Here is a 13,592-nt window from a genome sequence, read left to right as displayed (position 1 = left end):
TTGGAATAAGAGGGGCACCGATCCCATGCGAGATGCCGTGATCCTCGCTTGCACCGAGTGCAAGCAGCGGAACTACCATACCGATAAAAACAAGAAGCGCACGACCGGCAAACTCGAAAAGAAAAAATACTGCCGGTTCTGCAACCGCCACACGCTCCACAAAGAGACGAAGTAGGCGGTTTCCGACGCGTGCAAAGAGTGCAGGCCAGTAGCTCGAACTGGTAGAGCACCGGACTCCAAATCCGGGGGTTGGGGGTTCGAATCCCTCCTGGCCTGCCACCTTTTTCTCTGGGGCCTCGGATGATCGAAAAGCTCAAGGTGTTTCTCCGGGAGGCGAAGGTCGAGCTCAAGAAGGTGACCTGGCCGGACCGGAAGGTCACCACGGCCTCCACCGTGGTGGTCCTGGTGGTCACGTTCGTGGTCGGGATCTATCTCGGGGTGGTGGACGCCCTGTTAAACCAGTTGTTCCGGCTCGTGTTGAGCTAGATCCCTTCTGGACGCCGGCCCCTCCGGCGCCGGTTGCTCCCCTTCCTTCCTTTCCCCCACTTTCACACCGCATCGCGAAGGCGTGAGGAAATGGCCAAGCAGTGGTTTGTCGTGCAAACCTATTCCGGTTACGAGAACCGTGTGAAGGCGGCGCTCGAGCAGCGGATCCGCGAGCACGGTATGGAGGACCGGTTTGGCCAGATTCTCGTGCCCTCGGAGAAGGTGGTGGAGGTGGTGAAGGGGGAGAAGCGCACCACCTCCCGGAAGTTCTTCCCGGGATACATCCTGGTGCAGATGGAGATGGACACCGACACCTGGTACCTGGTGAAGAACACGCCGAAGGTCTCCGGGTTTGTGGGCGGGGGCGTGAAGCCCACCCCGATCTCCGACGAGGAGGTCGAGAAGATCATCGGGCAGATGGAGGAGGGGCGGGCCCACCCGAAGCCCAAGTACGAGTTCAGCCGTGGCGAGCAGGTCAAGGTGATCGACGGCCCGTTTTCGAACTTCACCGGCGTGGTGGAGGACGTAAACCCCGACAAGGGGAAACTCCGGGTGCTCGTGAGTATCTTTGGCCGCTCGACCCCGGTGGAACTGGAGTTCTTCCAGGTGGAGAAGACCTGAGGGAGGCCCGCCCCGGGGCGGGCCGCTAGGCGGGGACCACGGGGGTCCCCCCACACCTCTGGAAAGGAGCATCCGTCATGGCGAAGAAGGTCGCAGCGATCATCAAGCTGCAGATCCCGGCGGGCCAAGCGAACCCGTCCCCTCCGGTGGGGCCGGCGCTGGGCCAGCATGGGGTCAACATCATGGAGTTCTGCAAGGCGTTCAACGCCAAGACGAAGGACGGCAACGGCATCATCACGCCCGTGGAAATCACGGTCTATGCCGACCGCTCGTTCACCTTCGTCACGAAGACCCCTCCGGCCGCCGTGCTCCTGAAGATGGCGGCGGGCATCGAGAAAGGCTCCGGGGAGCCCAACAAGAAGAAGGTGGGCAAGGTGACCCGGGAGCAGGTCCGCAAGATCGCGGAGCAGAAGATGCCCGATCTGAACACCACCGACATCGAGGCGGCGATCCGCACCATCGAGGGGGCGGCGCGAAGCATGGGCCTCGAGGTCGTGGACTAGGCGGCGGAGGGAGCGGACGATGGCGCGCAAAGGAAAGAAGTACTTGGAGGCCCGGTCCAAGGTAGACCGGTTGAAGCTGTACGATCTCGACGAGGCCCTGGCGCTGCTGCCCCAGATCTCGTACGCCAAGTTCGACGAAAGCGTCGACCTGGCCGTGCGCCTGGGAGTGAACCCGGCCCACGCCGACCAGATGGTGCGGGGCACGGTGGTGCTGCCCCACGGAACCGGCAAGGGCGTGCGGGTGCTGGTGTTCGCCAAGGGCGACAAGGCCAAGGAGGCCGAGGAGGCCGGCGCCGACTTCGTGGGCGCCGAGGATCTGGCCGAGAAGATCCAGGAGGGGTGGCTCGAGTTCGATAAGGCGGTGGCCACGCCCGACATGATGGGGGTGGTGGGCCGCCTGGGCCGGATTCTGGGGCCCCGGGGCCTCATGCCCAACCCGAAGAGCGGCACCGTGACCTTCGACGTGGCCCAGGCCGTGAAGGAACTCAAGGCGGGCCGGGTCGAGTACCGGGTGGACAAGTACGGTAACGTCCACGTGCCGGTGGGCCGCAAGTCGTTCTCCCCCGAGCAACTCAAGGAGAACGTGGCCGCCGTGATCGAGAGCCTGATCCGGGCCAAGCCCGCCTCGGCCAAGGGGGCCTACATCCGGGGGGTGGCGATCGCCACCACCATGAGCCCCGGGATCAAGCTCGACCCGGTGCAGTTCCGGGCCTGAGGACCGTGAATCGCAAATCGTGAATCGTCGGGGCCGGGTCCGACCGGTGACTGACGACCGACGACCGAAGTTTCGTGTTGGCCTTCCGGGCCGTACGAAGACCGCAGGCGCCCGGCCGCGGCCGGGCTTAATCTCCTGCCGAGTCGGCTTCTCGGAGGGATGGGGTGAACGACCCCCTCTCCACACGGCCGGAAGATGGGAAACCGTCCACCGTAACCGCAGTCGAGAGAAAGGGGGTCGAGGGAGACGTGAATAAGACACAGAAGCAGGAAGCCGTCCAAGAACTCAGGGAGATGTTCGAGAAGGCCCAGGGCATCGTCGTGAGCGAGTTCCGCGGGCTCACGGTGGCCCAGGCCAACGCCCTGCGCCGGGGCTTGGAGAAGGAGGGTGCCGGCCACAAGGTGGTCAAGAACACCCTGGCCCGGATCGCGGTGCAGGGGACCCCGTACGAACCCCTCGTGGACGAGTTTGTGGGGCCCACGGCCGTGAGCTTCACCTTTGGCGACCCGGTGGCGCTCGCCAAGGCCGTGGTGGATTTCGCCAAGGCGAACCCCCAGATCACGATCCGCAGCGGGGGGCTGCCCGGGCGGGCGATCACCGCGGCCGAGGTCGAGGCGCTCGCCAAGCTCCCCAGCCGGGAGCAACTCCTCGGGCAGTTCGTGGGGGTGCTGGCCGGGCCCATCCGGGGGCTCCTGGGCGTCCTTTCGGGCGTGCCGCGCGGGTTCGTGCAGGTGCTCAGCCAGATCCAGAAGCAGAAGGAGGCGGCCTAGCCGCCACGTTTCCACCCCATCCCTAAAAACCGAGAACGTGGAGGGTACCAAATGGCAATCACCAAGGAAGACGTGATCCAGTTCATTGAGAACATGACGGTGCTCGAGCTCGCCGAGCTCGTCAAGGAGCTCGAGGAGAAGTTCGGCGTGAGCGCCGCCGCCCCCGTGGCCGTGGCCGCCATGCCCGCGGCCGGCGGCGAGGCTGCCGCGGCCGCCGAGGAAAAGACCGAGTTCGACGTGAAGCTGACCGAGGCCGGCAGCCAGAAGATCCAGGTGATCAAGGTGATCCGGGCCATCACGGGCCTCGGCCTCAAGGAGGCCAAGGAACTCGTGGACGGCGCGCCCTCCGTGGTCAAGGAGGGGGTCAGCAAGGAAGAGGCCGAGGACATCAAGAAGAAGATCGAGGAAGTTGGGGGCAAGGTCGAGATCGCCTAACGGCGACGTTCCGAGAAGAACAACACCCTGTGGACCCCCAATGGGGGCGCGCGGGGGGCGTGTGCCCTCCGCGTGCCCCGTTTCGTTTTTGACCATCCCCTGACTCTCTCGCTCGTTTTCTCCTGCCCTGGATCGTACGGCGGGCGCGAGGCCCGCGAACCATCCTGCCGTGTGAAGGAGACGGAACCCCATGGCGTACTCCGTAGCCGACAACCAAAGGCTTCGTAGGAAGTTCAACAAGATCGAGACCGTGGTCGGGATCCCGAACCTGATCGAGGTACAGCGGGAGTCCTACGCCCGGTTCCTACAGGCCGACGTGCCCGCTGAGGAGCGGCGCAACGTGGGGCTGCAGCGGGTGTTCCAGAGCGTGTTCCCCATCAAGGATTTCGCGGAGACGGCCTCGCTCGAGTTCGTGAAGTACGAGCTCGGGGAGCCGACCCACTCGGTGAAGGAGTGCCTTCAGCGGGGGATGACCTACGCGCGGCCGCTGAAGATCACGGTGCGGCTGGTGGCCTGGGACGTGGACGAGTCCACGGGCACCCGGAGCATCCGGGACGTGAAGGAGCAGGAGGTCTATTTTGGCGAGATCCCGATGATGACCGAGAACGGGACGTTCATCATCAACGGGACCGAGCGGGTGATCGTGAACCAGCTCCACCGGTCACCGGGCGTCTTCTTCAGCCACGACGAGGGCAAGAAGCACGCGAGCGGGAAGATCCTCTACTCGGCCCGCATCATCCCGTCGCGGGGTTCGTGGCTCGATTTCGAGTTCAACCACAAGGACCTCGTGTTCGTGCGGATCGACCGGCGCCGCAAACTCCACGCCACGGTGCTCCTGAAGGCCCTGGGGTACACCCACGAGGAGATCCTCGACGCCTTCTACGACAAGGTGAGAATCCGGGTCGACTGGGAGAAGGGCACCGCCGAGAAGGAACTGCGGACCGACCTGCTTTTGGATGCCCGGGCCACCGAGGATCTGGTGGACCCGACCACGGGCAACGTGATCGTGAAGAAGCAGCGGCGGATCAACAAGGGGGCCGTGCGCAAGCTCCAGCGCCTGGGGGTGGAGTACCTTCCGGTGGACCTCGGGGAGATGGAGGAGAGCTACCTGGGGGAGACCTTGCTCGATCCGGAGACCGGAGATCCCATCGCCCGGGCCGGCGATCCGGTGACCCCGGAGCTCCTGGAGCTTCTCAAGGAGAAAGGGATCCGGGAGTTCTCGGTGCTCTTCATCGACAACCTGAAGGTCGGGCCCTACATCCGAAACACCCTGGCCGAGGACCGGGTGCGCGACTCGGAGGAGGCGATCATCGAGATCTACCGGCGGATGCGGCCGGGGGATCCGCCGACGCCCGACACGGCCCGGAAGTTCTTCGAGAACCTCTTTTTCAACCCCGAGCGCTACGAACTTTCGGACGTGGGGCGGATCAAGCTGAACCACAAGCTCAAGCGAAACGAGCCCATCGAGCAGCAGACCCTCACCAAGGGCGACATCCTGGACGTCGTCCGGTACCTGGTGGGCTTGCGGAACGGCCAGGGCAAGGTGGACGACATCGACCACCTGGGGAACCGGCGGGTCCGGAGCGTGGGGGAGCTCCTGGAAAACCGCTACCGAGTGGGTTTGGTGCGCATGGAGCGGGCCGTGAAGGAGCGCATGGCCCTCGGGGAGATCGAGTCGTTCATGCCCCATGACCTGGTGAACTCCAAACCGGTGACCGCGGTGGTCAAGGAGTTCTTCGGGTCGGGGCAGCTCAGCCAGTTCATGGACCAGACGAACCCGCTCTCCGAGACGACCCACAAACGGCGCTTGAGCGCCCTGGGGCCGGGCGGCCTCACCCGGGAGCGGGCCGGGTTCGAGGTGCGAGACGTCCACCCCACCCACTACGGCCGGATCTGCCCCATCGAGACGCCGGAGGGTCCGAACATCGGGCTCATCGTGAGCCTTTCGATCTACGCCCGTGTGAACGAGTTCGGGTTCATCGAGACCCCCTACCGGAAGGTCGTGGACGGCCGGGTCACCGAGGAGATCGTGTACCTCACGGCGCTCGACGAGGAGGAGCATACGATCGCCCAGGCCAACGCGCCCCTGGATGAGGAGGGCCGGTTCACGAACGAGCTTGTGAACGCCCGGCGCAACGGGGAGACCGTGCTCGTGTCGGCGTCCGAGGTGGACCTGATGGACGTCTCCCCCAAGCAGCTTGTGAGCGTAGCGGCGTCCCTGATCCCGTTCCTGGAGCACGACGACGCGAACCGAGCGCTCATGGGCTCCAATATGCAGCGTCAGGCCGTTCCGCTCCTGCGGACCCAGGCGCCCCTGGTGGGCACCGGCATGGAGCGTGTGGTGGCCCGGGACTCCGGGGTCACGGTGGTGTGCCGCCGCGACGGGGTGGTCCAGAGCGTGGACGCCGCCCGGATCGTGGTGCGCTACGAGGAGCCCGAAGGGGAGGCGGGGGTGGACGTGTACACCCTGACGAAGTTCCAGCGCTCCAACCAGAACACCTGCCTCAACCAGAGGCCCATCGTGCGTGCGGGCGACCGGGTCAAGGCCGGCCAGATCCTGGCCGACGGCCCGGCCACGGCCCAGGGCGAGCTGGCCCTGGGGCAGAACGTGCTCGTGGCCTTCATGAGCTGGGGCGGCTACAACTTCGAGGACTCGATCATCGTCTCGGAGCGGCTCATTCAAAAGGACGCGTTCACCTCGATCCACATCGAGGAGTTCGAGTGCGTGGCGCGGGACACCAAGCTCGGCAAGGAGGAGATCACCGCCGACATCCCCAACGTGGGGGACCGCAAGCTCAAGGACCTGGACGAATCGGGCATCGTCCGGATCGGGGCCGAGGTGCGGCCCGGCGACATCCTGGTGGGCAAGGTGACCCCCAAGGGCGAGACCCAGCTCACCCCGGAGGAGAAGCTCCTGCGGGCGATCTTCGGGGAGAAGGCCGGCGACGTCAAAGATACGAGCCTTCGGGTGCCCCCGGGGGTCGAGGGCATCGTGGTGGACGCGAAGGTGTTCAGCCGCAAAGGGGGCGAGGACGGCGAACAGACGGTGGAGGAGCGGGAGGCCGAACGGCTGCGGCGGGACATGGAGGACGAGATCGCGATCCTCCGGAGCGCCACCTTCGCCGCGATCCGGGAGCTCCTGGTGGGCGAGCGGGCCGCCATGGACATCGTGGACCTGGAGGGGAACGTGGTGATCCCCGAAGGGGCCGAGATCACGAACGAGCTTCTGGACCGGGTGCCCCGGGACGCGTGGGGCGAACTTCCCCTCGTGGATGCCCCCGAGAAAGAGGAGCGGATCTTCGACCTGATGGAGAAGCTCGACCAGCAGGTGGCCGAGGTCCGCAAGCGGTTCGAGGAGCGGGTGTCGCGCCTGGAGGAGGGGGATGACCTGCCGCCGGGCGTCATCAAGATGGTCAAGGTTTACGTCGCGATCAAGCGGCGCCTGTCGGTGGGGGACAAGATGGCGGGCCGCCACGGGAACAAGGGCGTCATCTCGACGATCGTGCCGGTGGAGGATATGCCGTACCTCGAGGACGGCACCCCCGTGGACATCATCTTGAACCCCCTGGGCGTGCCCTCCCGGATGAACGTGGGGCAGGTGCTCGAGACCCATTTGGGGTGGGCCGCCCGAGGGCTCGGGGAGCAGATCCAGAAGGTACTGGACACCAAGTACTCCCCCAAGGCCCTGCGCAAGCGCCTCAAGGAGCTTTACGCCGAACCCGAGAGCCAGGAACTCCTCGACCGGGCCTCCGACGAGGTGATTCTCCACATGGCCCGCCAGGCGGCCCGGGAGGGGGTGTACATGGAGAGCCCGGTGTTCGACGGCGCCTCCGAGGACGAGATCTGGAGCCTGCTGGAACAGGCGGACCTGCCGCGGACCGGCCAGACCGTGCTCCACGACGGCAAGACGGGCGAACCCTTCGATCAGCCCACCACCGTGGGCGTGATGTACATGCTGAAACTCCACCACCTGGTGGACGACAAGATCCACGCCCGCTCCATTGGGCCCTACAGCCTGGTGACCCAGCAGCCCCTGGGCGGCAAGGCCCAGTTCGGGGGGCAGCGGCTCGGGGAGATGGAGGTGTGGGCGCTCGAGGCCTACGGCGCGGCCCACACGCTCCAAGAGATGCTCACGGTCAAGTCCGACGACGTGGCGGGCCGGACCCGGATCTACGAGGCCATCGTGAAGGGCAAGCCGATTTTGGAGCCGGGGCTGCCCGAGTCGTTCAACGTGCTCGTCAAAGAGATGCAGGCCCTGGGGCTCAACGTGGAGCTCCTGGAAGAGGAAGAGGGCGCCTGAGGCTCGCCTGACCGGGGAGCCCCTCGAAGGAGGTCTTGAACCTTGCGCACGATAGACAGCTTGTTCGACCAGCCCAAGGATCCGTTGAGCTTCAACGCGGTGCGCCTTTCGATCGCGGGCCCCGAGCAGATCCGGGAGTGGTCCCACGGTGAGGTGAAAAAGCCCGAGACTATCAACTACCGGACCTTCAAGCCGGAGTCCGACGGGCTGTTTTGCGCCAAGATCTTCGGCCCCGTGAAGGACTACGAGTGCAACTGCGGCAAGTACAAGCGCATGAAGCACCGGGGGGTGGTGTGCGAGAAGTGCGGGGTCGAGGTGATCCGCTCGTCGGTCCGCCGGGAGCGCATGGGCCACATCGAGCTCGCCACCCCGGTGGCCCACGTGTGGTTCCTGCGCAGCCTGCCGTCCCGGATCGGGGCGGTTCTGGGCCTCAAGCTCAAGGACGTGGAGCGGGTGCTCTACTACGAGGCCTATATCGTGATTGACCCGGGCTCCACGCCCCTCAAGAAGGGGGAGCTTCTCACCGAGGAGCAGTACCGGCAGGCCGTGATGGATTACGGAGCCGAGTTCGAGGCCGGCATGGGGGCCGAGGCGATCCGGAGGCTCCTCCAGTCCATCGACGTGCACCAGCTCGCCCACGAGCTTCGCACCGAGATGCTCGAGGCCACGAGCAAGGCGAAGCGCAAGAAGTACGCCAAGCGGCTCAAGGTGGTGAACGCCTTCAAGAACTCCGGGAACCGGCCCGAGGATATGGTTCTCGAGGTGATCCCGGTGCTCCCCCCGGACCTGCGGCCCCTGGTGCCCCTGGAGGGAGGGCGGTTCGCCACGAGCGACCTCAACGACCTCTACCGCCGGGTGATCAACCGGAACAACCGGCTGAAACGGCTTCTGGAGCTCAAGGCCCCGGACATCATCGTCAAGAACGAGAAGCGCATGCTCCAGGAGGCCGTGGACGCCCTGTTCGACAACGGGCGGCGCGGTCGCACCATCACCGGGCCGAACCGCCGGCCGCTCAAGAGCCTGTCCGACATGCTCAAGGGCAAGCAGGGGCGGTTCCGGCAGAACCTGCTCGGAAAGCGGGTGGACTACTCGGGCCGGAGCGTGATCGTGGTGGGCCCGGAGCTCAAGCTCCACCAATGCGGCCTGCCGAAGATCATGGCCCTGGAGCTCTTTAAGCCCTTCATCTTCAACAAACTCGAGGAGCGGGGGCTCGCCACCACCATCAAGAGCGCCAAGAAGATGGTGGAGCGGCAGGAGGACGTGGTCTGGGACATCCTGGAGGAGGTCACCAAGGAACACCCGGTGCTCCTGAACCGGGCGCCCACGCTCCACCGATTGGGCATCCAGGCCTTCGAGCCCAAGCTGATCGAGGGGAAGGCGATCCAGCTCCACCCCCTGGTGTGCACGGCCTACAACGCCGACTTCGACGGCGACCAGATGGCGGTGCACGTGCCGCTCACCGTGGAGGCCCAGATCGAGTCCCGCGTGCTCATGATGAGCACCAACAATATCCTGAGCCCGGCCCACGGCAAGCCGATCATCGTGCCGAGCCAGGACATCGTGCTGGGGGCCTACTACCTGACGCTGGCCCGGGACGGCCAGAAGGGCGAGGGGATGATCTTCGCGAGCCCCGCCGAGGTGCGCCGGGCCTTCGACCAGGGGGCGGTGGGGCTCCACGCGAAGATCCAGGTCCGGATCGACGGCGAGAGGGTCCAGACGACCCCGGGCCGGATCATCCTCTACGAGATCGTGCCCGAGGGCATCCCCTTCTCCGAGGTGAACCGGACCATGAAGAAGGGGAGCCTCGCGGAGTTGATCGACCTGGCGTTTCGGCGGGCCGGGGGGAAGGCCACCGTGATCTTCGCCGACCAGCTCAAGAACCTGGGCTACCGGATGGCGACCCAGTCGGGGCTTTCCATCGGGATCCACGACATGAAGATCCCGGCGGCCAAGAAGGAGATCCTGGACAAGGCCTTCGCCGAGGTGGCCGAGATCCAGCGCCAGTTCGAGGACGGGGTCATCACCGACGGCGAGCGCTACAACAAGGTGGTGGACATCTGGTCCAACGCGGCCGACGCCGTGGCCCAGGAGATGATGAAGGACCTCGAGGCCTCCGGAAACGGCGCCGAGCTCAACTCGATTTACATCATGGCCGACTCGGGCGCCCGGGGTTCCATGAGCCAGATGCGCCAGCTCGCCGGGATGCGGGGTCTCATGGCCAAACCCTCGGGCGAGATCATCGAGACCCCGATCACCGCGAACTTCCGCGAGGGGCTCACGGTGCTCCAGTACTTCATCTCGACCCACGGGGCCCGCAAGGGGCTGGCCGACACGGCCCTGAAGACCGCCAACTCGGGGTACCTGACCCGGCGGCTCGTGGACGTGGCCCAGGACGTCGTGATCACGGAGCAGGACTGCGGCACCCTCGATGGGATCGAGGTCACCGCCCTTGTGGAGGGCGGCGAGGTGGTGGAACGGCTCCGGGACCGGATCCTGGGGCGCACCGCGCTCATGGACATCCGCGACCCGTACACCGGCGAGGTAATCGTGCCGGCCAACGCCGAGATCACCGAGGAGCTCGCGGCCAAGGTGGAGGACGCCGGCATCGAGAAGGTGACGATCCGCAGCGTTCTGACCTGCCAGACCCGAAACGGGCTGTGCGTCGAGTGCTACGGCCGCGACCTGGCCCGGGGCCGCAAGGTCAACATCGGGGAGGCCGTGGGGATCATCGCGGCCCAGTCCATCGGGGAGCCCGGCACCCAGCTCACCATGCGCACGTTCCACATCGGCGGCACGGCCTCGAAACGGGTGGAGCAGTCGACCCTCGAGGTCCGGCACGCCGGCACGGCGCGGTACCGGAACCTCAAGACCGTGACCAAGGCGGACGGCACCATCGTGGCCATGAGCCGAAACGGCGAGATCGTGGTGGTGGACGACCAGGGCCGGGAACGGGAACGCTACCAGGTGGTGTACGGCGCCCACCTCCTGGTGAAGGACGGGGACCCGGTCAGCCCCGGCCAGCGGGTGGCCGAGTGGGATCCCTACACGAACCCGATCCTGACCGAGGCCTCGGGCCGGGTGAAGTTCGGCGATATCCTCGACGGCGTCACCATGCGCGAGCAGGTGGACGAGGTGACCGGCCTGTCGCGAAAGGTGATCACCGAGGCCCGGGGCGGCGACTACCAGCCCCGCGTCTCCATCAAGAGCCTGGAAACCGGCGAGACGGTGGCCCGGTACATCCTGCCCGTGGGGGCCAACATCCTGGTGCAGGAGGGCGACGAGGTCCAGGCCGGCGACGTGGTGGCCAAGATCCCGCGGGAGACCACGAAAACGAAGGACATCACAGGCGGTCTGCCCCGGGTCGACGAACTCTTCGAGGCGCGCAAGCCCAAGGATGCGGCGGTCATCTCGGAGATCGACGGGGTTGTGAGCTTCGGCAAGGACGTCCGCGGAAAGCGCCGGCTCATCGTGACCCCCGAGGTGGGGGAGCCCAAGGAGTACCTGATCCCGAAGGGCCGGCACGTGTCGGTACGGGAAGGCGACTTCGTACGGGCCGGCGAGCCGCTCATGGAGGGGGCCACGAACCCCCACGAGGTGCTCAAGGTCCTGGGCGAGAAGAACCTCATGAAGTACCTGGTGGACGAGATCCAGGAGGTCTACCGACTCCAGGGCGTCGACATCAACGACAAGCACATCGAGGTGATCGTGCGGCAGATGCTCAAACGCGTGGAGATCACCGACGTCGGCGACACCGATTTTCTCCTCAAGGAGCAGGTGGAGCGGCACGTGTTCGAGGAGGAGAACCGAAAGGTCTTGGAGAAGGGCGGCCGCCCCGCGATCGGCGTGCCGGTGCTCCTGGGGATCACGAAGGCGAGTCTTTCCACCGAGAGCTTCATCTCGGCCGCGAGCTTTCAGGAGACGACCAAGGTGCTCACCCAGGCCGCCATCGAGGGCCGGGTGGACTACCTGCGGGGCCTCAAGGAGAACGTGATCATGGGCCGGCTCATCCCGGCCGGCACCGGAACGCCGCGGTACCGGCGGGTGGGCATCGAGGTCCACGACGACGGGGTGCACTACGAGCCCCTGGTGAAGCCCCGGCGTTCCGAACTCACCGACGAGGAGGTCATGGCCGAGCTCACGGCCCTGGGGAGCCGGCAGGTCGCCCTGGGCGGCGAAGACGAAACCGCCAAGGACGAGGCGGCTGAAGCCGAGGAGTAGGCCCGATTGGGGGGCGCCCTGCGCAGGATGGGGCGCCGCGCCGATCGGAGCAAAAACGAACGGGGCCCCGAAAGGGGCCCCTTCTCTATTTATGGCTTAGGGGCGGGGTGATCAGCAGTCGAAATACAGGGCGAACTCCCACGGGGTGGGCCGCATGCGGATCGGGTCCACCTCGTTTTCGCGCTTGTACCTGATCCACATCTCGATCGCGTCCTCGGTGAAGACGTCGCCCTTCAGGAGGAACTCGTGGTCCTCCTCCAGGCAGTTCAGGGCTTCCTCCAGGGATCCCGGGGCCGAGGGGACGTCCGCCAGTTCCTCGGGGGACAGCCCGTAGATGTCCTTGTCCAAGGGCTCGCCCGGGTCGATCTTGTTCTCGATGCCGTCGAGGCCGGCCATGAGCATGGCGGCGAAGGCAAGGTACCCGTTGCACGAGGGGTCGGGGGTGCGGAACTCGATCCGCTTCGCTTTGGGGCTCGTGGAGTACATCGGGATCCGGACCGCGGCCGAGCGGTTCCGGCTGGAGTAGGCCAGGTTCACCGGGGCCTCGAAGCCGGGCACGAGCCGGCGGTAGGAGTTCGTCGAGGGGTTGCAGATGGCGCACAGGGCCCGGGCGTGCTTGAGGATGCCGCCGATGTACCACAGGCCGATCTGGCTGAGGCCCGCGTACTTGTCGCCGGCGAACAGATTCTCGCCGTCCTTCCAGATGGACTGGTGCACGTGCATCCCGGTCCCGTTGTCCTCGAACAGGGGCTTGGGCATGAAGGTGAGGGTCTTGCCGTTGCGGCGGGCCACGTTCTTCAGTACGTACTTGAACCACTGGAGATTGTCGCCCTGCTGGACCAGCGGGGCGTATTTGATGTCGATCTCGCCCTGGCCTCCGGTGGCCACCTCGTGGTGCTGGAGTTCCACCTCGATCCCGAGTCGCAGGAGTTCCAAGACCATCTCGTTTCGCAGATCGTTCAGGGAGTCGGTGGGGGGCACCGGGAAGTAGCCCTCCTTGTACCGGGGCTTGTAGGCCAGGTTCGGCTGCTCGTCCCGGCCCGTGTTCCACCGGCCCTCCACCGAGTCCACGAAATAGAAGGCGCTGTTGCGGGTCTGGTCGAACCGCACGTCGTCGAAGATGAAAAACTCCGCCTCCGGCCCGAAATAGGCCGTGTCGCCGATGCCGGTGCTCTTCAGGTACGCCTCGGCCTTCTGGGCGATGTACCGGGGATCCCGGCTGTAGGGCTCCTTGGTCACGGGATCGACGATGTTCCCGATAAGGGAGAGGGTGCGCTCCCGGGGGAACGGATCGATCTTGGCCGTGGCCGGGTCGGGGATCACGAGCATGTCCGAGGCGTGGATCGGCTGCCACCCCCGGATGCTCGAGCCATCGAACCCCATGCCCTCCTCGAAGGCCGACTCGTCGAATGCCTGAAGCGGCACGGTGAAGTGCTGCCACAGCCCGACGAAATCGAGAAACTTGACGTCCACGAACAGGCACTCGTTTTCGCGGGCGAACTCCATGACGGTTTTCGGATCCATGGTGCGACACCTCCTCCGGA

10 protein-coding genes and 1 tRNA gene are annotated in these 13,592 nt (G+C 65.9%); 10 read left to right on the top strand and 1 reads right to left on the bottom strand.

Annotated elements, in window-relative coordinates; translation table 11 throughout:
• Nucleotides 1-25: 25 nt before the first annotated feature.
• The 10 genes from rpmG (at nucleotide 26) to rpoC (ending at nucleotide 12,048) form a co-directional block, all read left to right on the top strand.
• On the top strand, nucleotides 26-175 hold the full coding sequence (gene rpmG / locus ACYQ8L_RS01950) for a 50S ribosomal protein L33 (RefSeq protein ID WP_459940077.1): 150 nt from the start codon (nucleotides 26-28) through the stop codon (nucleotides 173-175).
• A 27-nt stretch (nucleotides 176-202) separates the two neighbouring features.
• A tRNA-Trp gene (locus ACYQ8L_RS01945) sits at nucleotides 203-279 on the top strand.
• Between the two features lie 21 nt (nucleotides 280-300).
• Nucleotides 301-486 carry a preprotein translocase subunit SecE gene (gene secE / locus ACYQ8L_RS01940; protein WP_459940073.1) on the top strand — a complete coding sequence of 62 codons (186 nt, stop codon included), beginning with the start codon at nucleotides 301-303 and terminating at the stop codon, nucleotides 484-486.
• A gap of 90 nt (nucleotides 487-576) precedes the next feature.
• Nucleotides 577-1,107, top strand: coding sequence for a transcription termination/antitermination protein NusG (gene nusG, locus ACYQ8L_RS01935; RefSeq protein ID WP_459940072.1), 531 nt, complete (start codon nucleotides 577-579; stop codon nucleotides 1,105-1,107).
• Between the two features lie 77 nt (nucleotides 1,108-1,184).
• A complete protein-coding gene (gene rplK / locus ACYQ8L_RS01930; protein WP_459940071.1) occupies nucleotides 1,185-1,610 on the top strand; it encodes a 50S ribosomal protein L11 in 426 nt (141 codons plus the stop codon).
• Between the two features lie 19 nt (nucleotides 1,611-1,629).
• Nucleotides 1,630-2,325, top strand: a complete 696-nt coding sequence (gene rplA / locus ACYQ8L_RS01925) for a 50S ribosomal protein L1 (protein ID WP_459940070.1) — start codon at nucleotides 1,630-1,632, stop codon at nucleotides 2,323-2,325.
• Nucleotides 2,326-2,573: 248 nt separating this feature from the next.
• Nucleotides 2,574-3,095, top strand: a complete 522-nt coding sequence (gene rplJ / locus ACYQ8L_RS01920) for a 50S ribosomal protein L10 (RefSeq protein WP_459940069.1) — start codon at nucleotides 2,574-2,576, stop codon at nucleotides 3,093-3,095.
• Between the two features lie 51 nt (nucleotides 3,096-3,146).
• A complete protein-coding gene (rplL, locus tag ACYQ8L_RS01915) occupies nucleotides 3,147-3,530 on the top strand; it encodes a 50S ribosomal protein L7/L12 (protein ID WP_459940068.1) in 384 nt (127 codons plus the stop codon).
• Between the two features lie 190 nt (nucleotides 3,531-3,720).
• Nucleotides 3,721-7,830, top strand: coding sequence for a DNA-directed RNA polymerase subunit beta (rpoB, locus tag ACYQ8L_RS01910; RefSeq protein ID WP_459940067.1), 4,110 nt, complete (start codon nucleotides 3,721-3,723; stop codon nucleotides 7,828-7,830).
• Between the two features lie 42 nt (nucleotides 7,831-7,872).
• A complete protein-coding gene (gene rpoC / locus ACYQ8L_RS01905; RefSeq protein ID WP_459940066.1) occupies nucleotides 7,873-12,048 on the top strand; it encodes a DNA-directed RNA polymerase subunit beta' in 4,176 nt (1,391 codons plus the stop codon).
• Between the two features lie 111 nt (nucleotides 12,049-12,159).
• Here rpoC and glnA read toward each other — a convergent pair whose 3' ends face one another.
• Nucleotides 12,160-13,572, bottom strand: a complete 1,413-nt coding sequence (gene glnA / locus ACYQ8L_RS01900; RefSeq protein ID WP_459940065.1) for a type I glutamate--ammonia ligase — start codon at nucleotides 13,570-13,572, stop codon at nucleotides 12,160-12,162.
• Between the last annotated feature and the right edge of the window lie 20 nt (nucleotides 13,573-13,592).

The organism is Deferrisoma palaeochoriense (assembly GCF_054656955.1).
The sequence above is the reverse complement of the archived record's forward strand: the minus strand, read 5'-3'. Positions and strand labels throughout refer to the sequence as shown.